The 24,428-nt window shown below is 54.8% G+C and carries 23 protein-coding genes; 14 read left to right on the top strand and 9 right to left on the bottom strand.

The window, feature by feature from the left end; genetic code table 11:
- Positions 1–46 precede the first annotated feature (46 nt).
- Positions 47–2,575: a bifunctional glycosyl transferase/transpeptidase gene (gene mrcB, locus KI228_RS04980; protein WP_044255398.1), complete on the bottom strand. Its 2,529-nt coding sequence runs from the start codon at positions 2,573–2,575 to the stop codon at positions 47–49.
- Between the two features lie 133 nt (positions 2,576–2,708).
- Complete coding sequence (hrpB, locus tag KI228_RS04975; protein WP_212807547.1) at positions 2,709–5,129, bottom strand: ATP-dependent helicase HrpB; 2,421 nt, start codon at positions 5,127–5,129, stop codon at positions 2,709–2,711.
- Positions 5,130–5,202: 73 nt separating this feature from the next.
- Here hrpB and thpR point away from each other — a divergent pair, with 73 nt between their 5' ends.
- The 9 genes from thpR (at position 5,203) to panD (ending at position 12,252) form a co-directional block, all read left to right on the top strand.
- On the top strand, positions 5,203–5,733 hold the full coding sequence (thpR, locus tag KI228_RS04970; protein ID WP_044326911.1) for an RNA 2',3'-cyclic phosphodiesterase: 531 nt from the start codon (positions 5,203–5,205) through the stop codon (positions 5,731–5,733).
- 15 nt (positions 5,734–5,748) lie between these two features.
- Positions 5,749–6,453: a DNA/RNA nuclease SfsA gene (gene sfsA, locus KI228_RS04965; protein WP_042997887.1), complete on the top strand. Its 705-nt coding sequence runs from the start codon at positions 5,749–5,751 to the stop codon at positions 6,451–6,453.
- Positions 6,454–6,630: 177 nt separating this feature from the next.
- Positions 6,631–7,086, top strand: coding sequence for an RNA polymerase-binding protein DksA (dksA, locus tag KI228_RS04960; RefSeq protein WP_003829221.1), 456 nt, complete (start codon positions 6,631–6,633; stop codon positions 7,084–7,086).
- Between the two features lie 64 nt (positions 7,087–7,150).
- The gene (gluQRS, locus tag KI228_RS04955; RefSeq protein WP_054177174.1) at positions 7,151–8,047 is read left to right on the top strand and encodes a tRNA glutamyl-Q(34) synthetase GluQRS; all 897 of its coding nucleotides are present in this window, start codon (positions 7,151–7,153) and stop codon (positions 8,045–8,047) included.
- Positions 8,048–8,127: 80 nt separating this feature from the next.
- Positions 8,128–9,525 carry a polynucleotide adenylyltransferase PcnB gene (gene pcnB / locus KI228_RS04950; protein WP_205685287.1) on the top strand — a complete coding sequence of 466 codons (1,398 nt, stop codon included), beginning with the start codon at positions 8,128–8,130 and terminating at the stop codon, positions 9,523–9,525.
- A complete protein-coding gene (gene folK / locus KI228_RS04945; RefSeq protein WP_042997889.1) occupies positions 9,522–10,001 on the top strand; it encodes a 2-amino-4-hydroxy-6-hydroxymethyldihydropteridine diphosphokinase in 480 nt (159 codons plus the stop codon). Before pcnB ends, folK begins: the two co-directional genes overlap by 4 nt.
- Positions 10,002–10,120: 119 nt before the next feature.
- Complete coding sequence (gene panB / locus KI228_RS04940) at positions 10,121–10,912, top strand: 3-methyl-2-oxobutanoate hydroxymethyltransferase (protein ID WP_042997890.1); 792 nt, start codon at positions 10,121–10,123, stop codon at positions 10,910–10,912.
- An 11-nt stretch (positions 10,913–10,923) separates the two neighbouring features.
- Positions 10,924–11,778: a pantoate--beta-alanine ligase gene (panC, locus tag KI228_RS04935; RefSeq protein ID WP_061070510.1), complete on the top strand. Its 855-nt coding sequence runs from the start codon at positions 10,924–10,926 to the stop codon at positions 11,776–11,778.
- Positions 11,779–11,871: 93 nt separating this feature from the next.
- Positions 11,872–12,252 (top strand): aspartate 1-decarboxylase, encoded by a 381-nt coding sequence (panD, locus tag KI228_RS04930; protein ID WP_042323756.1) that lies wholly within the window; start codon positions 11,872–11,874, stop codon positions 12,250–12,252.
- 5 nt (positions 12,253–12,257) lie between these two features.
- On the opposite strand, the gene KI228_RS04925 is transcribed toward panD, so the two are convergent.
- The 4 genes from KI228_RS04925 to KI228_RS04910 form a co-directional block, all read right to left on the bottom strand.
- A complete protein-coding gene (locus tag KI228_RS04925) occupies positions 12,258–13,484 on the bottom strand; it encodes a polysaccharide deacetylase family protein (RefSeq protein WP_061070511.1) in 1,227 nt (408 codons plus the stop codon).
- A 64-nt stretch (positions 13,485–13,548) separates the two neighbouring features.
- Positions 13,549–13,989 carry a PTS sugar transporter subunit IIA gene (locus KI228_RS04920; protein ID WP_044255413.1) on the bottom strand — a complete coding sequence of 147 codons (441 nt, stop codon included), beginning with the start codon at positions 13,987–13,989 and terminating at the stop codon, positions 13,549–13,551.
- A gap of 106 nt (positions 13,990–14,095) precedes the next feature.
- Positions 14,096–14,866 (bottom strand): ABC transporter permease, encoded by a 771-nt coding sequence (locus KI228_RS04915; protein WP_042997893.1) that lies wholly within the window; start codon positions 14,864–14,866, stop codon positions 14,096–14,098.
- Positions 14,863–15,789 (bottom strand): ABC transporter ATP-binding protein, encoded by a 927-nt coding sequence (locus tag KI228_RS04910; RefSeq protein ID WP_042997894.1) that lies wholly within the window; start codon positions 15,787–15,789, stop codon positions 14,863–14,865. The genes KI228_RS04915 and KI228_RS04910 overlap by 4 nt, the downstream gene beginning before the upstream one ends.
- Positions 15,790–15,897: 108 nt before the next feature.
- Between KI228_RS04910 and can the strand changes: the two genes are divergently transcribed.
- On the top strand, positions 15,898–16,560 hold the full coding sequence (gene can / locus KI228_RS04905; protein WP_042997895.1) for a carbonate dehydratase: 663 nt from the start codon (positions 15,898–15,900) through the stop codon (positions 16,558–16,560).
- A gap of 65 nt (positions 16,561–16,625) precedes the next feature.
- Here can and hpt read toward each other — a convergent pair whose 3' ends face one another.
- A complete protein-coding gene (hpt, locus tag KI228_RS04900) occupies positions 16,626–17,162 on the bottom strand; it encodes a hypoxanthine phosphoribosyltransferase (RefSeq protein WP_042997896.1) in 537 nt (178 codons plus the stop codon).
- Positions 17,163–17,367: 205 nt separating this feature from the next.
- Here hpt and KI228_RS04895 point away from each other — a divergent pair, with 205 nt between their 5' ends.
- Positions 17,368–19,758: a glucose/quinate/shikimate family membrane-bound PQQ-dependent dehydrogenase gene (locus KI228_RS04895; RefSeq protein ID WP_061070512.1), complete on the top strand. Its 2,391-nt coding sequence runs from the start codon at positions 17,368–17,370 to the stop codon at positions 19,756–19,758.
- A gap of 107 nt (positions 19,759–19,865) precedes the next feature.
- On the opposite strand, the gene KI228_RS04890 is transcribed toward KI228_RS04895, so the two are convergent.
- Both KI228_RS04890 and cueO read right to left on the bottom strand, forming a co-directional pair.
- Positions 19,866–20,387, bottom strand: coding sequence for a hypothetical protein (locus KI228_RS04890; protein WP_061070513.1), 522 nt, complete (start codon positions 20,385–20,387; stop codon positions 19,866–19,868).
- Positions 20,388–20,546: 159 nt separating this feature from the next.
- Positions 20,547–22,106 carry a multicopper oxidase CueO gene (gene cueO, locus KI228_RS04885; protein ID WP_061070514.1) on the bottom strand — a complete coding sequence of 520 codons (1,560 nt, stop codon included), beginning with the start codon at positions 22,104–22,106 and terminating at the stop codon, positions 20,547–20,549.
- Positions 22,107–22,271: 165 nt separating this feature from the next.
- On the opposite strand from cueO, the gene KI228_RS04880 reads away from it, so the two are divergent.
- The 3 genes from KI228_RS04880 (at position 22,272) to speD (ending at position 24,400) form a co-directional block, all read left to right on the top strand.
- Positions 22,272–22,619 (top strand): YacC family pilotin-like protein, encoded by a 348-nt coding sequence (locus tag KI228_RS04880; protein WP_000846617.1) that lies wholly within the window; start codon positions 22,272–22,274, stop codon positions 22,617–22,619.
- A 104-nt stretch (positions 22,620–22,723) separates the two neighbouring features.
- Entirely contained in the window at positions 22,724–23,590 is an 867-nt protein-coding gene (speE, locus tag KI228_RS04875) for a polyamine aminopropyltransferase (protein ID WP_044267433.1), read from the top strand.
- A 15-nt stretch (positions 23,591–23,605) separates the two neighbouring features.
- Entirely contained in the window at positions 23,606–24,400 is a 795-nt protein-coding gene (gene speD, locus KI228_RS04870) for an adenosylmethionine decarboxylase (RefSeq protein WP_044255425.1), read from the top strand.
- The last annotated feature ends 28 nt before the right edge of the window (positions 24,401–24,428 follow it).

Below are 24,428 nucleotides of genomic sequence, written 5' to 3'. Positions count from 1 at the left end.
CATGAGCCGGTAGGCCGGATAAGCGAAGTGCCATCCGGCACGGCGGTTAGTTACCGCCAAACATATCCTTTATCCATCCCGCCACGCCATCGCTGTCTTTCTTCTCTTCCTTCGGCGGCTGTTGCTGCGGTTGCTGTGGCTGAGAAGATTGATCGAACGGGTTCCCGGTCGGCTGCTGCATCATTTCGCCCTGCTGGCAGAGCGAGTCGGGATCGGAGGTCCAGACTGGCAACGTGCGCATACCGCCACTGCAGACAAAGTTGCCGTCATAGTCGACGCCCATCTCCGCAATATCTTCCGGTGGCGTCAGCGTGAGCGGCGTTGGCGTCTGGTTAGCCAGATAGCGCTGATAAATCGACATCGCCCCGCTCGCCCCGTACAGCTTCGTCGGCTGGTTGTTATCGCGACCCACCCAGGTGATGGTCACCTGACTGCCGTCAATACCGGCAAACCAGGTGTCGACGTTGTTGTTGGTGGTCCCGGTTTTACCCGCCAGATGCAGATTCGGGTACTTCGCGCCCAGCTGACGACCAGTACCACGCTGCACCACCTGCTGCATCGTCCACAGCGTCATATAGGCGGCCTGCGCCGGAACGGCACGCTCCGCCTGCGGGAAGCTCTGATACAGCACAGTGCCGTCTTCAGCGATGACCGAACGCAGCGCGGAAAGCGGCGCACGATTACCGCCGCTGGCAATCGTCTGGAACGCCTGTGCCACTTCGATCGGCGTCAGGTTCAGTGCCCCCAGCAGCATAGCCGGAACCGGATGCAACTGCTCTTTCGGCACGCCCAGCTTCAGCCAGGTGTCGGTGACAGCCGGCAAGCCAAGCGCCATCCCCAGATTGACCGTCGGCACGTTCATAGAACGCGTCAACGCATCCACCAGCATCACTTTTCCGCTTTCGCTGTAGCGACGGTCATCGTTCTGCGGCGACCACACCTGGCCGTTTGGTTGACGCAGCGCAATCGGCGCATCGGCAATCCAGGTGTTCAGGCGATAGATTTTCGGCTGGCTCAGCGCGGTCAGATAGGTTGCCGGTTTGGCCAGTGAACCAATCGAGCGACGTGCCTGCATCGCGCGGTTATAGCCTGCAAACTGCGGCTCAGCGCCGCCGACCATAGCGCGGACTTCGCCACTGAAGCGGTCTACCACTACAATCGCCGTTTCCAGATCGCTCAGTTTGCGCTGTTTCTTCAGTTCCGGAATGCCATCAACGGCGGCTTTCTCAGCGGCATCCTGGGCGACAGAGTCAAAGGTGGTGAAGATCTTCACGCCGGAGAGATCTTTTACTTTATCACCCAGCTTCGCCTGCAACTCCTGACGCACCATCTGCATAAACGCGGGCTGTGGTGAGATCACCCCACCGCGCGGCTGCACGCCTAACGGACGCGCGCTCAGCATGTCGTAGAGTTCCTGATCGATCACCTGTTGTTGTTGCAGCAGGCGCAGCACCAGGTTACGACGTTCAAGCGCCAGTTTCGGGTTGCGCCAGGGGTTGTAGATTGAGGCCCCTTTCACCATCCCTACCAGCAGCGCCTGCTGATCAAGGCTCAGTTCCTCTACCGGACGGCCAAAGTAGTACAAGCTCGCCAGCGGGAATCCACGGATCTCATTATCACCGCTCTGACCGAGATACACCTCGTTCATATACAGCTCAAGAATACGATCTTTGCTGTAGCGCGCATCCATCAGCAGCGCCATATAGGCTTCGTTAGCCTTACGCCAGTACGAACGTTCGCTGGAGAGGAACAGGTTTTTCACCAGCTGTTGGGTCAGGGTACTTGCCCCCTGTACCGTGCGTCCGGCGGTCAGGTTCGCCAGCACCGCGCGACCGATGGAGTACAGACTCACCCCGTCATGTTCATAGAAATGACGGTCTTCCGTCGCCAGCAGCGTATCCACCAGCAGATCCGGGAAGCCACTACGCGGGACAAACAGACGCTGTTCACCGTTTGGCGACGACAGCATGGTAATCAAACGCGGATCGAGACGGAAGAAACCGAACTGGCGGTTGTTGTCCATGTTGACAATGGTATCCAGGCGGCCACCATCGAACGTCAGACGCGCGCGCACCTGACCCTCCTTGCTGTCCGGGAAATCAAACGGACGGCGGATCATCTCAATACTGTTCGCCTGCACGGTAAACTCGCCAGGACGCGTCATTTTGCTGACCTGACGGTACTGGGTGGCTTCCAGCAGCTTAACCATTTCGTTTTTGCTGACCGACATCTCCGGCTCAAGGTTGACCATCCGGCCATATACCGCCGCCGGCAACTGCCAGACTTTGCCATCGATACGGCTACGGATTTTTTGATCCAGATAGACGCCGTAAATGGCAAGCAGTACCGCAAAAACAATCGCAATTTTCAGCAGCAGCCACAACCAGCCGCGCTTACCACGAGGCTTACGCCCTTTGCCTTTACCTTTACGCGGCATCGGTTCTTCATCCTCATAGTCATCATCATATTCGTCGTCGTACTCATCATCTCTGAGTTGGCGACGGCTCACCTTTTGTTTCACCGGACGCGTGGGTTTCCCTTTGCGTCCAATTGGCTCGCGGTCATTCCCGGCCATGCTTTTTCTCCGCAACATTCAGGCGCAAAGGCCTGATTCTCTGTTCTTCCGTCAGAAGACAGAAGAAGAAATCTCTCAATTTTACTGCTCTTTTGCCGGATGCGGCATAAACGCCTTATCCGGCCTACGAATACTATTTGGTTCGCCGCGTCGGCGCCGTGTTCGCCGGATCGTCCGGCCAGACATGTTTGGGGTAGCGCCCTTTCATCTCTTTTTGCACGTCGCGATACGACCCTTGCCAGAACGCGGCCAAATCCTGAGTAATCTGCAACGGTCGCTGCGCGGGGGATAAGAGCTCCAGCACCAGTGGCACGCGGCCCTCCGCAATAGTCGGCGTTTTGGCCTCGCCAAACATCTCCTGCATTCTGACCGCCAGCGCCGGCGGGTTATCTTCGTGATAACGAATGGCTATCCGACTTCCCGTCGGCACAGTGTAATGTGTGGGTAACGAACTCACCAGACGTTGCTGCAGGGAATAATCCAGTAATCCGCTCAATGCCTGGTGAACATCCAACGATTTCAGGCCGCGCAGCGAATGCACGCCGCTCATATGCGGCAGCAGCCAGTTCTCCAGCGTGGCCAGCAATGTCCTGTCGTCCACCGCAGGCCAGTCATACTCCGGCAGCCATTTCGCCGCACAATGCAAACGTAACCGCAGTTGTTCTGCCGCAGGCGTCCAGTTGAGCACGCTCAGGCCTTTATCGCGGATACCGTTAAGCATCGCCAGATGCAACTCGTCTTCAGACAGTTTTGCCAGCGGCTGGACTTTAACCGTCAGTTCGCCTATCCGCATTCTACGCCAGGCTTTCAGCGTCCCCTGCGCCTCATCCCACTCAATGGTATCAGACTGCTGTAGCAGTTCAGGACAACGCGAGATAAGCGCGTCGATATCGAGCGGCAGCGCCAGCAGGATCCGCGCATCCGGCGACGCGCTCCCCTGCAGCAACAGAGGCGCAATCAACCATTCGTGCCGCCCCAGCGCATCATCGACATCCAGCGCCGCGCCCATACCGTTCGCCAGTTGATAACGCCCGTCCTGGCTGCGTCGACGCGCGATGCGATCGGCAAAGGCCTGGGCCAGCAGTGGGGCGATGCGCGACGCATCCGCTTCGCCGTTACGAACATTCAGACGTTTGAGAAGTTGCTGACTGCGCTGCTGCCAGGCAGGCTGATGGCGGGAAAACGCCACGCCCAGATCGGTATTGCCCATCCGCGGCGGCTCCTCAAGAATGGCTGCCAGCTTTGCTGCCGTAGCTGCATCGTCGGGCGTGGCAGCACTGACTAGCATCGCGGCCAGGCGCGGATCGTTACCCAACGCCGCCATTTTTTGCCCTATCGCACTGAGCTGCTCGCCATCCAGCGCGCCCAGCATGTGCAGTAATCGTTTCGCCGCCTGTACGTTGACGGCGGGTGGCAAATCCAGCCAGGTGAGTTGCGCGGGATCGCGACATCCCCACTGCAACAACTCCATCAGCAAACCGGAGAGATCGCTGTGCAACATCTCAGGATCCCCCTGTGCTGCCGCGCGTTCCGCCTGCTCTTTCGCCAGCAGATGCAGACAAATCCCCGGCGCCAGACGCCCGGCACGCCCGGCGCGCTGGGTCATTGAGGCCTGGCTAATGCGCTGAGTGATAAGCCGGGTCAACCCGGTTCGCGCATCAAACCGCGCCACCCGCTCCTGCGCGCAATCCACCACCAGTCGAATCCCCTCAATGGTCAGACTGGTTTCCGCAATATTGGTTGCCAACACAACTTTGCGCATCCCGTCCGGGGCCGGCAAAATCGCTTTGCGCTGATCGTTGAGCGACAGCGCGCCATACAGCGGACACAGCAGCACATCGCTGCCGACTCGCGTACTTAATTGCTCCTGTACGCGCAGGATCTCCCCGACACCGGGTAGAAACAGCAGCAGCGAGCCTGGCTCTCTGCGCAGCAGCTCGGCGCAGGCGACCGCCACGGCTTCGTCGAAACGCAATTGCGACGCCAGCGGTTGATAACGCCGCTCAACGGGAAAGGCGCGCCCTTCGGAAACGATCACCGGCGCATCCGGCAGGCACTGTTGCAGGCGATCGTTATCCAGCGTGGCGGACATAATCAACAGTTTGAGATCGTCGCGCAGCCCTTGCTGCACATCCAGCAGCAGCGCCAGTGCGAGATCCGCCTGCAAACTGCGTTCGTGAAATTCATCGAGGATCACCAGCCCAACGCCACTGAGTTCCGGGTCACGCTGGATCATACGCGTCAGAACCCCTTCGGTAACCACCTCAAGCCGTGTTGCTGGCCCGACGCAGGATTGCGATCGCATCCGGTAACCGACCGTCTCACCGGGCTTTTCATTGAGCAGTTCCGCAAGCCTTTGCGCCACGTTTCGTGCCGCCAGACGACGCGGTTCCAGCAGGATAATCCGCCCTTCGAACCCTTTATGTGCCAGAAACTGTAGCGGCAACCAGGTTGACTTACCGGCACCCGTCGGCGCGCTCAGCAGAACCTGCGGCGCAGAATCCAGGGCGGTAAGCAATTCAGGCAGTACAGCAGCAACAGGTAACGACGTCACAAATGGCTCCAGAGGGTTAACATTCTTCGCGCCGCATTGTAGCATCGCGTTAATTCATAACCGAGTACCTAAGATGTCTGAGCCGAAACGGCTGTTTTTTGCCCTCGAACTCCCCACCACCGTGCGCGAAGAGATAATACAGTGGCGAGCGGCGCATTTCCCCCCTGAAGCGGGGCGACCGGTCGCGGCCGAAAATCTGCATTTAACGCTGGCGTTTTTAGGCGATGTGAGCGCAGACAAACAACAGGCGCTGATCGCCCTTGCCGGGCGCATTCGCCAGCCCGGTTTTACGCTCAATCTCGATGATGCCGGGCAGTGGTTACGCTCTCGTGTGGTCTGGCTGGGGACGCGTCAGTCCCCACGTGGGCTGCTGCAACTGGCCAATATGCTGCGAGCCCAGGCGGCGCGCAGCGGTTGTTATCAGAGTCCGCAGCCGTTTCACCCTCACGTCACGCTGCTGCGCGATGCAAGCCATGCGGTGGCGATTCCGCCGCCGGGCTTTTGCTGGTCCTTTCCGGTCACGGAATTTGCCCTCTATGCCTCGACCTTTGCACGCGGTCGCACGCGTTATACGGAACTTCAGCGCTGGACGCTCAGCGACTAATTAAGGAAATGCGCGATGCAATTTACTCCTTCTCTCCAGCGCGCGACGCTGGTTCAGCGGTATAAACGCTTTTTAGCCGATGTGATCACACCTGACGGGACTGAACTCACGCTACACTGCCCTAACACCGGGGCGATGACCGGGTGTGCAACGCCCGGTGATACGGTCTGGTATTCAACGTCGGAGAATAGTAAACGCAAATATCCGCACACCTGGGAATTAACGCAAACCCAGACGGGCGCGTTAATTTGTGTGAATACGTTATGGGCTAACAGGCTGACGAAAGAGGCCATTGAACAGGGGCGAGTTTCAGAACTTTCAGGTTATTCCACGCTGAGAAGCGAAGTAAAATACGGCGCCGAACGGAGCCGCATTGATTTTATGTTACAGGCAGATTCGCGGCCTGACTGCTATATTGAAGTGAAATCGGTAACGTTAGCGGAAAAGGATTTTGGTTATTTTCCCGATGCCATCACTGAACGAGGTCAGAAACATCTTCGGGAACTGATGAGCGTAGCGGCTGAGGGCAAACGCGCAGTGATTTTCTTTGCCGTCCTGCACTCCGCCATTACACGGTTTTCACCCGCGCGCCATATTGACGCGAAATATGCGCAACTATTGTTCGAAGCACAGCGTAAGGGGGTAGAAATTCTGGTTTATAAAGCGGAACTTTCTGCCGATAGTATGACTCTGATAGAGCCATTAACTGTCACTTTATAGTGTTGTAAACAATTGGTTATTTAGTATTCTGGTCGCGTGCGCAAATACGCTTTTCCTCACAGGGTTGTCAAGTGTTACGTTTAGTTAATTGCTATCCGGAAAAGCATCTGCTATTTATAGCGACCTGATTTTTCCCCCGAACATGGGGATCGATAGTGCGTGTTAAGGAGAAGCAACATGCAAGAAGGGCAAAACCGTAAAACATCGTCCCTGAGTATTCTCGCCATCGCTGGGGTGGAGCCGTACCAGGAGAAACCGGGCGAAGAGTATATGAACGAAGCCCAGCTGTCGCACTTCAGGCGTATTCTTGAAGCATGGCGTAATCAACTTAGGGATGAAGTCGATCGCACCGTTACTCATATGCAGGATGAAGCTGCCAACTTCCCGGACCCGGTAGACCGTGCCGCACAGGAAGAAGAGTTCAGCCTCGAACTGCGTAACCGTGACCGTGAGCGCAAACTGATCAAAAAGATCGAGAAAACGCTGAAAAAGGTTGAAGACGAAGATTTCGGCTACTGCGAATCCTGCGGTGTGGAAATTGGTATTCGTCGCCTGGAAGCGCGTCCAACAGCCGATCTGTGCATCGACTGCAAAACGCTGGCTGAAATTCGCGAAAAACAAATGGCGGGCTAAGGCCTGGCGTTTGAAACGTTTACAACAGGCGGGGCTTTCCCCGCCTGTTCATTTTTACATAAAGATGACTGACTCACACTACATTGGCCGATTCGCTCCTTCGCCTTCCGGTGAACTGCATTTTGGCTCCCTCATTGCTGCGCTGGGCAGCTACTTACAGGCTCGCGCCCGTCAGGGAGTATGGCGAGTACGTATAGAAGATATTGATCCCCCTCGTGAAGTTCCCGGTGCCGCTGACACTATTCTGCGTCAACTGGAACATTACGGCCTGCACTGGGATGGCGACATTTTATGGCAGTCACAACGCCATGACGCCTACCGCGAAGCGCTCGCCTGGTTATACGACCGGGGGCTGAGCTACTACTGCACCTGTACCCGTGCGCGGATCCAGAGCATTGGCGGAATATATGATGGTCATTGCCGTGAGTTACACCACGGGCCGGAACAGGCGGCGGTGCGGATTAAACAGCGGCATCCTGTCACCCGTTTTCACGATCGGCTGCGCGGAGACATTCAGGCTGACGAACGACTGGCGAGAGAGGATTTTATTATCCATCGCCGTGATGGACTGTTCGCCTATAACCTGGCGGTGGTGGTGGATGACCATTTTCAGGGGGTCAGCGAAATCGTGCGCGGCGCCGATTTGATCGAACCGACGGTGCGACAAATTTCACTGTACCAGCAATTCAGCTGGACGCCTCCCGACTATATTCATCTACCGCTGGCGCTCAATGAACAAGGCGCTAAACTTTCCAAACAGAATCATGCCCCTGCCTTGCCGCACGGCGATCCACGCCCTGTTCTTATCGACGCGCTACACTTTCTCGGGCAACAGAGCGATTTGCCGTGGCAGGAGATGCGCGTCGATGAGATCCTGGCATCCGCCGTGGCAAACTGGACGCTTTCGACGATACCTGAATCGGCGATTGTAAATCCGGCATTCTCAAATACGTCGTGCTGAGCTATGATTAGCCGCTATTTTTACACAGCCAACGATTTGAACTGAATTCTGAATATTGTTTGACACTACCGAGGTGCACTATTTTTACCCGAGTCGCTAATTTTTGCCGCAAGGTGCTAAGCCGCGAGGAGAGCGAGGCCGAAATTGCCGTCGCCCGTCCGCGTATGACGGTCATCCCGCGCGAGCAGCACGCTATTTCACGCAAAGATATCAGTGAAAATGCCCTGAAGGTAATGTACAGGCTGAATAAAGCGGGATATGAAGCCTGGCTGGTTGGCGGTGGCGTCCGCGACCTTCTGCTCGGCAAAAAACCGAAAGATTTTGACGTCACAACCAATGCGACGCCGGACCAGGTGCGCAAGCTGTTCCGCAATTGCCGTCTTGTTGGCCGCCGTTTCCGTCTGGCGCACGTCATGTTTGGCCCTGAAATTATTGAAGTCGCCACCTTTCGAGGTCACCACGAAGGCAGCGAAAGCGACCGCACCACGTCCCAGCGCGGACAAAACGGCATGCTGCTGCGCGACAACATTTTCGGTTCCATCGAAGAAGACGCCCAGCGCCGTGACTTCACCATTAACAGCCTTTATTACAGCGTCGCCGATTTCACCGTTCGCGACTATGTCGGCGGCATGCAGGATCTGGAAGATGGCGTGATTCGCCTGATCGGCAATCCGGAAACCCGCTATCGCGAAGATCCGGTGCGGATGCTGCGCGCCGTGCGTTTCGCAGCCAAGCTCGATATGAAGATCAGCCCGGAAACGGCAGAGCCGATCCCGCGCCTGGCCACGCTGCTCAACGATATCCCGCCTGCGCGTCTGTTTGAAGAGGCGCTGAAGCTGCTACAGGCGGGCTACGGCTATGAAACTTATAAAAAGCTGCGCGAATACAGCCTGTTCCAACCATTGTTCCCGACCATTACGCGCTATTTCACCGAGAATGGCGACAGCGCAATGGAACGTATCATCGCGCAGGTACTGAAAAATACCGATAACCGCATTCATAACGATATGCGCGTTAACCCGGCCTTCCTGTTTGCCGCGATGTTCTGGTATCCGCTGCTGGAAATGGCGCAGAAAATCGCCCAGGAAAGCGGTCTGGCCTACTATGACGCGTTTGCGCTGGCAATGAATGAAGTGCTCGATGAAGCCTGCCGTTCGCTGGCAATCCCGAAACGCCTCACGTCGCTGACTCGCGATATCTGGCAGCTACAGCTGCGCATGTCCCGTCGTCAGGGTAAACGCGCGTGGAAGCTGATGGAGCATCCGAAATTCCGCGCCGCATATGATTTACTCGCTCTGCGTGCTGAAGTGGAAAACAATGCCGAACTGCAGCGTCTGGCGCAGTGGTGGGGAGAATTCCAGGTTTCTGCGCCACCCGAGCAGAAAGGCATGCTGAACGAGCTGGATGAAGATCCATCGCCGCGCCGTCGTCACCGTCGTCCGCGCAAGCGTGCGCCGCGTCGTGAAGGAACGGCATGACCCTCGTTTATATCGCACTGGGCAGTAATCTGGCCTCTCCTCTGGAGCAGGTCAATGCTGCCGTCAACGCGATAGGCGAGATCCCCGAAAGCCAGATTGTCGCCATCTCTTCTTTTTATCGAACCCCGCCGCTGGGCCCGCAGGATCAGCCCGATTACCTGAACGCCGCCGTGGCGCTGGAAACAACGCTCGAACCAGAAGCCCTGCTCGACCACACCCAGCGCATCGAACTCCAGCAGGGCCGGGTACGCAAGGCCGAACGCTGGGGACCGCGCACGTTAGACCTGGATATCATGCTGTTTGGCGATCGCGTCATCAACAGCGAACGCCTGACCGTGCCGCATTACGATATGAAAAATCGCGGTTTTATGCTCTGGCCGCTGTTCGAAATCGCCCCTGACCTGCACTTCCCTGACGGTACCTCACTGCAACAGAGACTCACTCATCTTGGTGCAGAAAAACCCGCACACTGGTAATGGCCCTCACCTCATTTCCTGTTTATTGCTTTCGCGCAAACAGTTGCTTAAAACAATTGCCCCCCTGAATGTGACTGTTAGAATGCCGGTAAATATGACGTTCACCATCAGGAAATGTTATGAAACCGACCACCCTCTCGCTGTTGCAGAAGTGCAAACAAGAGAAAAAACGCTTCGCCACCATTACTGCTTATGACTACAGTTTCGCCAGACTGTTTGCCGACGAAGGGATCAATGTGATGCTGGTCGGGGATTCCCTGGGGATGACAGTACAGGGGCATGACTCCACCCTGCCGGTGACGGTTGAGGATATCGCTTACCACACGCAGGCGGTGCGTCGCGGCGCGCCGAATTGCCTGCTGCTCGCCGATCTGCCGTTTATGGCTTACGCGACGCCGGAACAGGCCTTTGAAAATTCGGCCACCGTCATGCGCGCGGGCGCGAACATGGTCAAGATTGAAGGTGGTGCATGGCTGGTGGAGACCGTGAAAATGCTCACCGAGCGCGCGGTCCCCGTCTGCGGACACCTGGGCCTGACGCCACAGTCGGTCAATATTTTCGGCGGCTATAAAATTCAGGGCCGTGGCGATGCCGGACAGGTTTTGCTGGACGATGCCCTGGCGCTGGAAGCCGCAGGCGCGCAGCTCATCGTGCTGGAATGCGTCCCGGTTGAACTGGCCAAACGCGTGACGGAGGCGCTCTCCATTCCGGTTATCGGTATCGGTGCCGGCAACGTGACCGACGGACAAATTTTAGTCATGCACGACGCCTTTGGCATCACCGGCGGCCATATTCCGAAATTTGCCAAAAATTTCCTTACGCAAGCAGGCGACATGCGCGCCGCGGTACGGCAGTATATTGCCGAGGTTGAGTCCGGCGTCTATCCGGGCGAAGAACACAGTTTCCATTAAGGAGTCTTGTTGTGCTGATTATTGAAACCCTGCCGCTGCTGCGCCAGCATATCCGCAGAGCCCGTCAGGAAGGGAAGCGCATTGCGCTGGTGCCGACGATGGGCAACCTGCATGATGGTCACATGAAGCTGGTGGATGAAGCCAAAGCCCGTGCGGACATCGTGGTGGTGAGTATTTTCGTCAACCCAATGCAGTTTGACCGTCCGGACGATCTGGTGCGCTACCCCCGCACGCTGCAGGAAGACTGCGAAAAACTGAACAAGCGTAAGGTGGATTTCGTCTTTGCTCCCGCACCGGACCAAATCTATCCTCAGGGCACCGACGGGCAGACCTACGTGGATGTCCCCGGCCTTTCGACGATGCTGGAAGGCGCCAGCCGCCCGGGCCATTTCCGTGGGGTTTCAACCATCGTCAGCAAGTTGTTCAATCTGGTACAACCGGACGTCGCCTGCTTTGGCGAGAAAGACTTCCAGCAACTGGCGCTGATCCGCAAAATGGTTGCCGACATGGGCTACGACATCGAGATCGTCGGCGTGCCGATTATTCGCGCCAAAGACGGTTTAGCCCTGAGTTCGCGTAACGGTTATCTGATGGCCGAACAACGCAAAATCGCCCCAGGTTTGTACAAAGTGATGGGCCGCATCGCGGAGAAACTGCAGGCCGGCGAGCGTGAACTGGAAGAGATTATTGCCATCGCTGAACAGGAGCTGACGGAAAAAGGCTTCCGCCCCGATGACATTCAGATCCGCGATGCTGACACGCTGCTTGAGCTAACCGAAAGCAGCCAGCGTGCGGTGATTCTGGTTGCCGCATGGCTTGGCCAGGCACGGTTAATTGACAATCAGACGGTTGCATTAACCCAGTAGACAGGGGTTAAAAATCGGGCAATACTGCCTGAGAAATTTCTCAAAGCAGGTTTCGACCTGCTTCGTTATCGATACGAGTTTAAGGTAGACGTTATGATTCGCACTATGCTGCAGGGCAAACTCCACCGCGTGAAAGTAACTCAGGCGGACCTGCACTATGAAGGTTCCTGCGCCATCGATCAGGATTTTCTGGATGCCGCCGGGATCCTTGAAAATGAAGCCATCGATATCTGGAACGTGAGCAACGGTAAACGCTTTTCCACCTATGCGATTGCCGCCGAGCGCGGTTCCAGAATCATCTCCGTCAACGGCGCAGCGGCACACTGTGCCAGCGTGGGCGACATTGTGATCATCGCCAGCTTCGTGACCATGTCTGACGAAGAAGCGCGCCGCTGGCAGCCAAAGGTCGCTTACTTCGAAGGCGACAATGAAATGAAACGCACCGCGAAAGCCATTCCGGTTCAGGTTGCGTAAGCGAACTACCCCTGCGGCTGATTGCTGATCAGCCGCGACATCGTCTCCAGCGAATCCGTTCTTAAGATATACAGGCGTTTCAGTAAAAACGGATTATCCCCCGGCTTCACCTTCCCTTTCATCGTAGTCACCGCCAGGTGAAATCCAGCCTCTTCCGCGGCTTTTACGGCCGTCGCGTTATAACCGCCAAACGGATACGAAAGATAAAGGACATGGGGATTAAACGGAGCCAGCGCACGCCGGGAGCGTGCAAAATCAAACAGAATATTGTGATGGCTGCGGCTGAGCAGGATTGGCCGGTGATAGCCGTCGACCCGATGTAAAAAGTGCGTATGGGACTGAAAGTCAAACACGTCGCGGATACCATTAAGCTCTGAAATGCTCATGAACTGCAGCGATTTGGGGTCCCATTTTTGTGGGCGAACTTTAATTCGCGACGAGATAATAAACGCCGTGGCCTTCATCCCATACTGCTTCAGCACCGGATAAGCATAACGACTCACTGACTTCAGGCCGTCATCAAAGGTAATCACCACCGCTCGCGCGGGCAGATTCATATTGTTACGCACATAGCCTTCCAGTTGCGTCATCGTCAGCGTACGGTATCCGCGATCGCGCAGCCAGGTCATCTGGTTGCTGAAGGCGCGAACTGACGTGGTGGTAGAGGTATGACGAAAACGGGTGTTCTCTTCATCGCGCAGAATATGGTGATAGGTCAGCACCGGCAATCCACGGTCTTCCTGGGCATCGAGGGCACTTATCCAGGCCAGCCGATCGCCAATGCGAATCTGATACCAGGTTTGATTCAGCCGGTCTTTCAGTTTACTGATGATGGGATAACGCAGGTTATCCGCCAGTACGCCAAACGGCGCACTACCAATATTCGGTGCGTTATAAACGGGAGTGGCTTGCCAGGTGATCAGATTCTGATTGCTGAGCGGTTTATTAAGATCGCCGAGGCTGTCCTCAACGCGTTGTTTACCCTGCACCGGTTCCAGATGGCCTTTGTCAATAAACCCGGTACCGAAGCCGAATTTGAATTCGTAATAATCCGCCGCGACCGGAATGACAGAAATAATCTGTCCGGCGCGAATATTTCCCACGGTCACCATGTCATCGCCTATTTGCGCCCAAATAGCCGCATCTTCAGTGGTTTGCATATAGCGAGCAGGCAACGCCGCACTGACGACTGTAGAGAGGGACAGCAGCAGCAGAAACAGATATTTCATCATTAACCATAACCGGGGCAAGAAACAACGCAGCGATTGTATCAATTCACCTCATTAATAAGAATGATCAATACTCATACAAATCGTGCAGTAGAACAAAGGGAGGATTTTTCTGTTGCTGATGCCAAAGACTGGTCACCTCTGGCCCACCAAGAGCAACTATCTGGTCGCGAAACGCCTGACTACTCATGGATTCTCGTGTTGGGAGCATTTGCTCCAGCAACGTTACAGAAATGCCGGAAATGACTTCACACTGCGGATGTTTATGGCTCAGCAGTGAAGCCACGCGATACGGCGCCGCACCGGGCTGGTCGGTCAGAAAGATGACGCCATCACCGGAATCCGTAGCATGCAATGCGTCGCACATCATCCGACTCAGCATGTTCGCGCTCAATCCACGCCAAAAATTCACCGCCCGGCATTGCGCCAGTGGGCCGTGTTTTTTTTCCAGAAGGCTCAGCAGTTCCTCAGCCTTATCGTCATGACAGGTTATGACCCAGCCTAGCATTTCTCACCTCATTAGCAGGCAAGTAGTTTATCAGAGTGACAAATGGAGAATGATGACAATGGTCAACAATCATCCTCTCCTCACCGGGAGGAGAGGATGAAAACGGTCAGCTACGCAACCCGCGACCGCGCTGGATTAAAGACCAGCACAGCAGATAAAACACCACAATAAAGACCACCAGCACGCCAAACGTAGTCACTAACGGCACATCGTGAATGCCGAGGAAGCCGTAGCGGAAGCCGCTAATCATATAGACGATCGGGTTCAGTTGCGATAACCCCTGCCAGAACGGCGGCAGCAGCGTCAGGGAGTAAAACACCCCACCGAGATAGGTCAGCGGCGTCAGGACAAACGTCGGGATCAGGCTGATGTCATCAAAGGTTTTCGCAAATACGGCGTTCAACAGCCCCGCCAGCGAAAACAGAATCGCCGTCAGAACCAGCGTCAGCGCCACAAACAGCCACGAATGCACCTGGAACGGAACAAAGAACAGGGAAATCGCCGTCACCAGCACCCCAACGCACAGTCCGCGCGCCACTCCGCCGCCGACAAAACCGGCGATAATCACGTGTGTCGGTACCGGGGCAACCAGCAGCTCTTCAATGTTGCGCTGGAATTTGGCGCTAAAGAATGACGACGCCACGTTCGCATACGCGTTGGTGATGACCGCCATCATGATTAGACCCGGCACGATAAACTGCATATAGCTGAAACCGTGCATCTCGCCAATGCGGGAACCAATCAGGTTACCGAAGATAATAAAATAGAGCGTCATGGTGATGACGGGCGGCACGAGCGTCTGGATCCAGATCCGCATAAAGCGGTTAATTTCTTTCGCCCAGATGCTTTTCAGCGCGACCCAGTAAAGCTGCATCATGCGCGATCTCCTTGTTTTTCATGAACCAGTGACACAAACAGCTCTTCAAGGCGGTTCGCTTTGTTACGCATACTCAATACCTGAATGCCCTGCGCGCTGAGCTGGCTGAACACGCTGTTAATTCCCTGCTCACGCAACACTTCCACTTCCAGCGTTGAGGTATCCACCAGCCGATAGTGATAGCCCTCCAGCTGCGGCAACGGACTTTTCGCTGCCAGATCGAGAATGAAGGTTTCGGACTTGAGCTTAGAGAGCAGGTTCTTCATCGAGGTGTTTTCGACCAGCTCGCCGTGCTGAATAATTCCGATGTTGCGGCAGAGCATTTCTGCCTCTTCCAGATAGTGAGTGGTCAGAATGATAGTGGTGCCTTTGTCGTTTAAATCCTTCAAAAACCCCCACATTGAGCGGCGAAGTTCAATATCGACACCCGCTGTCGGTTCATCGAGAATCAGTAGCTTCGGCTCGTGCATCAGCGCGCGGGCGATCATCAGACGGCGCTTCATCCCGCCGGATAACATCCGCGCACGTTCGTTGCGTTTTTCCCACAGATCGAGCTGTTTTAAATACTTTTCGCTGCGCTCAACCGCCTCTTTTCGCTCCACGCCGTAGTAGCCCGCCTGATTGACCACAATCTGCTGTACGGTCTCAAACGGGTTGAAGTTAAATTCCTGTGGCACCAGCCCGAGTTGACGTTTGGCGTTGACGACATCTTTTTCGAGATCGTAACCAAAGACGCTGACGCGCCCGGACGATTTATTCACCAGCGAGCTGATGATACCGATAGTGGTCGACTTGCCTGCCCCGTTCGGCCCCAGAAGCGCGTAAAAATCCCCCGCTTCGACCTGTAAATCTATCCCGCGCAATGCCTGAACACCGCCAGGATAGGTTTTTTTAAGTTGTTGAAGTTCCAGTGCAATGGTCATAAATTTTTACTTACCTTACGTACTTACACTTTATATGTGGTTTAAATAATCCCGGAGTTGCCCTATATTAGCCCAACGCACTTATTTGGTTACAGGTCGTTAACCTCCATGAAAGACATAGATACACTCATCAGCAACAATGCACTATGGTCAAAAATGCTGGTGGAAGAGGATTCCGGATTTTTTGAGAAACTGGCGCAAGCGCAAAAACCGCGCTTTCTATGGATTGGATGTTCCGACAGTCGCGTTCCCGCAGAACGTTTAACCGGTCTTGAACCGGGCGAATTATTTGTCCACCGTAATGTGGCCAACCTGGTCATCCACACCGACCTCAACTGCCTCTCTGTTGTTCAGTATGCCGTTGATGTCCTCGAAGTTGAACACATTATTATCTGTGGTCACTACGGGTGTGGCGGCGTACAGGCTGCGGTCGATAACCCGGAACTGGGCCTCATCGACAACTGGCTGCTGCATATCCGTGATATCTGGTTCAAACATAGCTCATTGCTGGGTGAAATGCCGCAAGAGCGCCGTATGGACACGCTGTGCGAGCTGAACGTGATGGAACAGGTGTATAACCTGGGCCACTCCACCATCATGCAGTCAGCCTGGAAACGGGGTCAGAAAGTGACCATCCACGGCTGGGCATACGGTATTCACGACGGCCTGCTGCGCGATCTGGAAGTGACCGCGACCAGTCGCGCCACCCTGGAGCAGCGTTATCGTCAGGGCGTGTCTAACCTCAGCCAGAAGCACGTCAATCACAAATAAAAATCCCCGGTCATACACCAGGGATGTATCCAGTCAAAGCCGGGATTTTCCCGGCTTTTTTACGCTTATTCGTCCAGCAACACCACTTTGCCGACATACGGCAGATGACGATAGCGCTGCGCATAATCAATACCGTAGCCCACCACGAACTCATCCGGAATGGAGAACCCGATGAACTCGACCGGAACGTTCACTTCACGGCGGGAGGGTTTATCCAGCAGGGTGCAAATCGCCAGAGATTTCGGTTCACGCAGGCTCAGGATTTCACGCACTTTCGACAGCGTGTTACCGGAGTCGATAATGTCTTCCACAATCAGCACGTCCTTGCCGCGAATGTCTTCATCGAGATCTTTGAGGATCTTGACGTCACGGGTGGTGGACATGCCGCTACCGTAGCTGGAGGCGGTCATAAAATCGACTTCATGAGATACCTGCACTTCACGGCACAGGTCCGCCATAAACATGAATGAGCCACGTAGCAGACCCACCAGCACCATATCACTGCCGCTGTCTTTATAACGCTCAGTAATCTGACGGCCCAGTTCAGCGATACGCGCTTTGATCTCCGCTTCGGGGATCATGACTTCTACAGTATGTTTCATATCTCTAACCATATGATTTAAAAACAAATCACTTAATGCCTGCTCTTGATAAGTCAGCATCTAAGCGCAAGGCACGCAGTATATCAGTAAAAGTATTTATTCGCGGCATCTCTTAATAAAGCTCATTTTGTGATGACGATCACACATGTTAAATCCTATAATTAATTGCTACTAAAAAATTAACAAATTGAGATGGTGTATTTTTATGGCAGATAACAACGCACGTTCGCCACGGTTACTCGTGACGCTAACGGCCCTCTTTGCAGCGCTATGCGGGCTTTATCTTTTGATCGGCGGAGGCTGGCTGGTCGCCATTGGCGGCTCCTGGTACTACCCGATTGCGGGACTGGTGATGCTGGGCGTTGCCGTATTGCTCTGGCGCAGCAAACGTTCCGCACTCTGGCTGTACGCCGCCCTGCTCCTCGCCACCCTGATTTGGGGCGTGTGGGAGGTCGGGTTCGACTTTTGGGCGCTGACGCCGCGCAGCGATATTCTGGTCTTCTTCGGCATCTGGCTGATTTTACCGTTCGTCTGGCATCGCCTGATCGTCCCTTCCCGCGGTGCCGTAGCCGCTCTGGTGGTGGCCCTGCTGATCAGCGGCGGGCTCCTCACCTGGGCGGGCTTTCATGATCCGCAGGAGATCAACGGCACGCTGAGCGCCGACGCCACACCAGCCGAACCTATCTCCGCCATTTCGGACAACGACTGGCCCGCGTATGGTCGTAATCAGGAAGGCCAGCGTTTCTCGCCGCTCAAACAGATCAACGCCGATAACGTCCACAACCTGAAAGAAGCGTGGGTGTTTCGCACCGGTGACCTGAAGCAGCCGAACGATCCGGGTGAAATCACCAATGAAGTGACGCCGATTAAGGTTGGCGATACGCTGTATCTTTGTACCGCCCATCAGCGTCTGTTCGCGCTGGATGCCGCTACCGGTAAAGAGAAGTGGCATTTCGATCCGCAACTCAATACCAACACCAGCTTCCAGCACGTGACCTGCCGTGGCGTGTCGTACCATGAAGCGAAAGCCGATAACGCTTCCCCGGAAGTGGTTGCCGACTGTCCGCGCCGTATCATCCTGCCCGTCAACGACGGTCGTCTGTTTGCGGTGAACGCCGAAACCGGCAAGCTGTGCGAAACCTTTGCCAACAAAGGCATTCTGAATCTGCAGACCAACATGCCGGACACCACGCCGGGTCTGTATGAGCCAACATCGCCGCCAATCATCACCGATAAAACGATTGTGATTGCTGGTTCAGTAACGGATAACTTCTCCACGCGCGAAACCTCGGGCGTGATCCGTGGTTTTGACGTCAATAACGGTAAACTGCTGTGGGCGTTCGATCCGGGTGCGAAAGACCCGAATGCAATCCCTTCCGATGAGCACTCTTTTACCTTTAACTCGCCGAACTCCTGGGCTCCGGCGGCCTACGACGCGAAACTGGATCTGGTCTATCTGCCGATGGGGGTGACTACGCCGGATATCTGGGGGGGTAACCGTACGCCAGAGCAGGAACGCTACGCCAGCTCGATTGTGGCGCTGAACGCGACCACCGGTAAACTTGCCTGGAGCTATCAGACCGTTCACCACGATCTGTGGGATATGGACATGCCGTCCCAGCCGACGCTGGCGGATATCACCGTCAACGGTGAGAAAGTCCCTGTTATCTACGCGCCAGCGAAAACCGGTAACATCTTTGTCCTCGACCGCCGTAACGGTGAACTGGTCGTTCCGGCACCGGAAAAACCGGTTCCGCAGGGTGCCGCGAAAGGCGATTACGTCAGCAAAACGCAGCCGTTCTCTGAACTGAGTTTCCGCCCGAAAAAAGATCTGACCGGAGCGGATATGTGGGGCGCCACCATGTTCGATCAACTGGTGTGCCGCGTGATGTTCCACCAGATGCGCTATGAGGGCATCTTTACTCCGCCGTCTGAGCAGGGCACGCTGGTGTTCCCGGGTAACCTCGGGATGTTCGAATGGGGTGGTATCTCGGTCGATCCGAACCGTCAGGTGGCGATTGCCAACCCGATGGCGCTGCCGTTCGTCTCGAAGCTGATCCCACGCGGTCCGGGTAATCCGATGGAACAGCCGAAAGATGCAAAAGGCACAGGCACCGAATCCGGTATCCAGCCGCAATATGGCGTGCCGTTTGGCGTCACGCTGAACCCATTCCTGTCGCCGTTTGGTCTGCCATGTAAGCAACCGGCCTGGGGTTATATCTCCGCGCTGGATCTGAAGACCAATGAGGTAGTCTGGAAAAAACGCATTGGCACGCCGCAGGACAGCATGCCGTTCCCGATGCCGGTTCCAGTACCGTTCAATATGGGGATGCCAATGCTGGGCGGTCCTATCTCAACGGCGGGCAACGTGTTGTTTATTGCCGCCACGGCGGATAACTACCTGCGCGCCTATAACATGAGCAACGGTGAGAAACTGTGGCAGGGGCGTCTGCCAGCCGGTGGACAAGCCACACCGATGACCTATGAGGTGAACGGTAAACAGTATGTCGTGATTTCAGCCGGAGGCCACGGCTCGTTTGGTACGAAGATGGGCGATTATATTGTCGCTTACGCCTTGCCTGACGACGCGAAATAAAACCATTTTGTTCTGAGCAGAAACAGCGTGGAAATCCCACGCTGTCTTTTTTTAACGCAAAATGCCCGCAATACTTGCGGGCGCTTATCGATATTTAGCGATAATAATTAGTCAAACTTAAGCGACATTAATGACGCTTTTGCGACATCCTGATACTGGTCAACTAAATCCTTCGTCATATTAAAGGCAACCTGCACAGCTTTATTATCCAGACTGGTAATCAGCATCAGATTCAGAATTTCGCTATCCGCAGCCTGAGAGCGGAAAGTCACTAGCCATGCCTTATGCCCATCAACCGTAACGGCTTCTGCCTCTGGTTTGTAGTTAGCTAACATTTTCAACATCGCATCTTTCATCATATCCAGCTGCGCCGCAGGCAGTGCGTTGCGACCCGCCGTCACGCCCAGTGAGGCTTTACCTCTCTCGTCGCCATAAATGATCTGTGGACGATTCTCAGACGGGTATTTAATTTTCGCCATTTCCGCCGACATAGGCGTCAGCGTTTGCGGAATTTCGATGCTTAACTTCAGTTCAGGAAAGTGTTTACGCTCCATGTCCATTTCGGCATGAGCAGAAATCGCCACTAACATAGCAAAAGAAGCCGCCACAATTTTACGGAAAATATCCATTTTTCACCTCAGGTTTGATGGTCAGATTCCGCGAGTATATCCCGAAAGAGGAATAAAAATACGGCCTTAATCTATTTTCAGAAATTAAGGATGAGAGTGGTATTATTCTTATTACTGATGGATGGCGATTCCGGGAAAACCGACATCGCTATCCGTCGCTTATACCGTAAAGCCTAACATCATGCCGGTATCTTCATGTTCCAGCAGATGACAGTGCGCCATATAGGCATGCTCTTTGGGCGCGATGTGATCAAATTTCACTAACACCTCGCTGACGCTGCCTTCCACCCGAACGGTATCTTTCCAGCCCGCACGATGGGCCGCAGGCGTCTGGCCGTTCTCCGACAGGATGCGGAACTGCGTACCGTGGATATGGAACGGATGCAGCATCATATCGCCCACCCCGGAGATGACCCAGCGTTCATATTGACCTTTGCTGGCGGCGAACATCGGCTTGTTCATATCGAACGCCACGCCGTTTATCTTATTCGCGTTATGGAAATCAAACTGACCGCCGTGGTTCATATGGCCCATGTCGCCATGCTGCATGTTGCCCATATGCCCCTGCATCTGCCCGTGATGCATGCCCGCCATCGCCTGATCGCCATACTTTTTCATCAGCATCTGCATTCCCATCATGTCGAGCATCGGATCCATCGACAGTTGCAGATTACGCACCGTCAGACCGTCAACCGCAGGTAGCGCAGGCATGGTACTTAGGGTGTCCGGCAGCGTACCGGAGGCATTCACGGCAACCGGCTGAATACGCATGACCGGATGCGGCTTATCAAACGGCGCAATCGCCATCCCCATCTGGCTGACTGGCAGGGTAACCAAATCAAACGGTTTACCGTCACTGATGTCCACCAGTACTTCAAAACGCTCGCCCATCAGCATGGGCAGTTCGTTTACTTTTACCGGTTCCGCCAGCAGCCCGCCGTCGCTGGCAATGACGTACAGTGGACGCTTATCGCTGGCGGCAAAATTGAGTGAACGGGCGTTACAACCGTTAAGCAACCGCAGACGTAACCAGCCGCGCGGCGCAGCATGTTGAGGATAAATGGCGCCATTGGTCAGTAGCGTATCGCCAAACCAGCCTACAGCAGCCGTCATCACATCAAGCTGATAATCAATCTGCCCGGCCGCGTTAAACCGTTTGTCCTGCACGATGACCGGGATATCGTCGATTCCCCACTGCTTCGGGAGCAGCAGCTTATGAATTTCTTCATCCTCAATCAGAACCAGCCCCGCTAAGCCCATCGCCACCTGATGCCCGGTTTTCCCATGCTGATGGGGATGAAACCAGCAGGTCGCCGCTCGCTGATCCGGCGTAAACGTAACGGTACGTTTTCCGCCCGCCGGGATAATCCCCTGCGGCCCGCCATCCACCTCGCCCGGCACCTCCAGCCCATGCCAGTGCAGTGTGGTCTCTTCCTGAAGCTGGTTGCGGATATCCACCGTCACCGCTTTGCCTTTTTGCAACTTCAGCGCAGGCCCGAGCAGATTGCCGTTATAGCCCCAGGTGGTTGCCGTTTTTCCGGCAAAGGTCGACTGACCCGCTTTCACCATCAGCGAGATCTGGTTACGTGCGTCGGCGGTGAGAAGCTCGGGAATGGGCAACGTGGGACGTTGGGCGGCAAAAACGGTGCGGCTCCAGAGCGGTAAGGCTGACGACAGCCCCAGAGCCACAGAATATTTTAAGAAATCACGACGTTGCATAATTATTTCCTTATTTTGCTGCAGGCGAAATAACGCTAATCTCTGAGCATAGACCCTCCCCTTACGGCAAGGTCAAGCCAGGGATATCACTTAATAGATAATAAAAGTCGTCGCTTCGCCTCCAGTATGCTAACGTTGACTTTCCGTAATGCAGTGGTAGAAGCAATGAAGACGTTTTTCAGAACCGTGTTGTTCGGCAGCCTGATGGCCGTATGCGCAAACAGCTATGCGCTCAGTGAATCTGAAGCCGAAGATATGGCCGATTTGACGGCCGTTTTTGTCTTTCTGAAAAATGACTGCGGCTACCAGAATTTACCCAACGGGCAGATTCGTCGCGCACTGGTCTTCTTTGCTCAGCAAAACCAGTGGGACCTAAGCAATTACGACACCTTCGATATGAAATCCCTCGGCGAAGACAGCTATCGCGATCTCAGCGGTATCGGTATCCCTGTCGCCAAAAAATGCAAAGCGCTGGCGCGCGACTCCCTGAGCCTGCTGGCTTACGTTAAATAACCTCCCGTCCCTGTTGCTGAAATAATGACCGTGCATCAACGGTCATTGTTAGCTATGATGTTGCGCCCTTTTTTTACGGGTGTTAACAAAGGAGGCATCACCCTATGGCCGAAAAACCACAGTGGCATGAAACGCTACACGACCAGTTTGGGCAGTACTTTGCCGTCGATAACGTTCTTTATCACGAGAAGACCGCGCATCAGGATCTCATCATCTTCGAAAACGCCGCCTTTGGTCGCGTAATGGCGCTGGACGGCGTGGTGCAGACCACCGAGCGCGATGAATTTATCTATCATGAGATGATGACGCACGTTCCGTTGATGGCTCACGGTCACGCGAAACACGTACTGATTATCGGCGGTGGCGACGGTGCGATGCTGCGCGAAGTCACCCGGCACAAAAACGTTGAAACCATCACGATGGTGGAAATCGATGCTGGCGTTGTCTCGTTCTGCCGCCAGTATCTGCCCAACCACAACGCCGGTAGCTATGACGATCCGCGCTTTACGCTGGTGATCGACGACGGTGTGAATTACGTCAACCAGACACAGAACACGTTTGATGTGATCATCTCCGACTGCACCGATCCGATCGGTCCCGGTGAGAGTCTGTTCACCTCGGCATTCTACGAAGGCTGTAAACGCTGCCTGAATCCGGGCGGGATCTTTGTCGCGCAGAACGGCGTCTGCTTCCTGCAACAGGATGAAGCCCTCGACAGCCACCGTAAGCTCAGCCATTACTTCGCCGACGTTGGCTTCTACCAGGCGGCGATCCCCACCTACTACGGCGGCATAATGACTTTCGCGTGGGCGACCGATAATGAAGCGTTGCGCCACCTGTCGACTGAAATCATCCAGGCACGTTTTCACACCTCTGGCCTTAAGTGTCGCTATTACAACCCGGCAATCCACACGGCAGCGTTTGCCTTACCCCAGTATCTGCAAGACGCGCTGGCGACAGCATCGTCCTAAGGAGAAGATAAGAAATTGAAAAAACTGAAACTGCATGGCTTTAACAACCTGACTAAAAGTCTGAGTTTTTGTATTTACGATATCTGCTATGCCAAAACCGCCGAAGAGCGCGACGGATACATCGCCTATATCGACGAACTCTACAACGCCAACCGTCTGACCGAAATTCTGTCAGAAACCTGCTCTATCATCGGCGCCAATATCCTGAATATTGCCCGTCAGGATTACGAACCTCAGGGTGCCAGCGTCACCATTCTGGTGAGCGAAGAACCTGTCGATCCGCAGTTGATTGATAAAACCGAGCATCCCGGCCCGCTGCCGGAAACGGTGGTCGCCCATCTTGATAAGAGCCATATTTGCGTGCATACCTATCCGGAAAGCCACCCGGAAGGCGGATTATGCACCTTCCGCGCCGATATTGAGGTTTCAACCTGCGGTGTGATTTCTCCCTTGAAGGCGCTGAATTACTTGATCCACCAGCTTGAATCCGACATCGTGACCATCGATTATCGCGTGCGTGGCTTTACCCGTGATATCAACGGGATGAAGCACTTTATCGATCATGAGATTAACTCCATTCAGAACTTTATGTCCGAGGATATGAAGTCGTTGTATGACATGGTGGATGTGAACGTGTATCAGGAAAATATCTTCCATACCAAAATGTTGCTTAAAGAGTTCGACCTTAAGCACTACATGTTCCATACCCGACCAGAAGACTTGACCGACGCAGAGCGTAAAGAGATTACCGCTGCGCTGTGGAAAGAGATGCGAGAGATTTACTACGGGCGCAATATCCCGAGCGTGTAAGAAAATGCTCAGGCACTCTGCGGAGTGC

Source organism: Citrobacter amalonaticus (genome assembly GCF_018323885.1).
GTDB lineage: Bacteria > Pseudomonadota > Gammaproteobacteria > Enterobacterales > Enterobacteriaceae > Citrobacter_A > Citrobacter_A amalonaticus.
Note: the sequence above shows the minus strand (reverse complement) of the source record. Positions and strands in the feature narration are given on the sequence as shown.

What these genes read in the sequence shown, in the direction of transcription:
- mrcB (WP_044255398.1), bottom strand. Translation starts at nt 2,575, where the DNA reads ATGGCCGGGAATGACCGCGAGCCAATTGGACGCAAAGGGAAACCCACG.
- thpR (WP_044326911.1), top strand. Translation starts at nt 5,203, where the DNA reads ATGTCTGAGCCGAAACGGCTGTTTTTTGCCCTCGAACTCCCCACCACC.
- sfsA (WP_042997887.1), top strand. Translation starts at nt 5,749, where the DNA reads ATGCAATTTACTCCTTCTCTCCAGCGCGCGACGCTGGTTCAGCGGTAT.
- dksA (WP_003829221.1), top strand. Translation starts at nt 6,631, where the DNA reads ATGCAAGAAGGGCAAAACCGTAAAACATCGTCCCTGAGTATTCTCGCC.
- gluQRS (WP_054177174.1), top strand. Translation starts at nt 7,151, where the DNA reads ATGACTGACTCACACTACATTGGCCGATTCGCTCCTTCGCCTTCCGGT.
- folK (WP_042997889.1), top strand. Translation starts at nt 9,522, where the DNA reads ATGACCCTCGTTTATATCGCACTGGGCAGTAATCTGGCCTCTCCTCTG.
- panB (WP_042997890.1), top strand. Translation starts at nt 10,121, where the DNA reads ATGAAACCGACCACCCTCTCGCTGTTGCAGAAGTGCAAACAAGAGAAA.
- panD (WP_042323756.1), top strand. Translation starts at nt 11,872, where the DNA reads ATGATTCGCACTATGCTGCAGGGCAAACTCCACCGCGTGAAAGTAACT.
- KI228_RS04925 (WP_061070511.1), bottom strand. Translation starts at nt 13,484, where the DNA reads ATGATGAAATATCTGTTTCTGCTGCTGCTGTCCCTCTCTACAGTCGTC.
- KI228_RS04920 (WP_044255413.1), bottom strand. Translation starts at nt 13,989, where the DNA reads ATGCTAGGCTGGGTCATAACCTGTCATGACGATAAGGCTGAGGAACTG.
- KI228_RS04915 (WP_042997893.1), bottom strand. Translation starts at nt 14,866, where the DNA reads ATGATGCAGCTTTACTGGGTCGCGCTGAAAAGCATCTGGGCGAAAGAA.
- KI228_RS04910 (WP_042997894.1), bottom strand. Translation starts at nt 15,789, where the DNA reads ATGACCATTGCACTGGAACTTCAACAACTTAAAAAAACCTATCCTGGC.
- can (WP_042997895.1), top strand. Translation starts at nt 15,898, where the DNA reads ATGAAAGACATAGATACACTCATCAGCAACAATGCACTATGGTCAAAA.
- hpt (WP_042997896.1), bottom strand. Translation starts at nt 17,162, where the DNA reads ATGAAACATACTGTAGAAGTCATGATCCCCGAAGCGGAGATCAAAGCG.
- KI228_RS04895 (WP_061070512.1), top strand. Translation starts at nt 17,368, where the DNA reads ATGGCAGATAACAACGCACGTTCGCCACGGTTACTCGTGACGCTAACG.
- KI228_RS04890 (WP_061070513.1), bottom strand. Translation starts at nt 20,387, where the DNA reads ATGGATATTTTCCGTAAAATTGTGGCGGCTTCTTTTGCTATGTTAGTG.
- cueO (WP_061070514.1), bottom strand. Translation starts at nt 22,106, where the DNA reads ATGCAACGTCGTGATTTCTTAAAATATTCTGTGGCTCTGGGGCTGTCG.
- KI228_RS04880 (WP_000846617.1), top strand. Translation starts at nt 22,272, where the DNA reads ATGAAGACGTTTTTCAGAACCGTGTTGTTCGGCAGCCTGATGGCCGTA.
- speE (WP_044267433.1), top strand. Translation starts at nt 22,724, where the DNA reads ATGGCCGAAAAACCACAGTGGCATGAAACGCTACACGACCAGTTTGGG.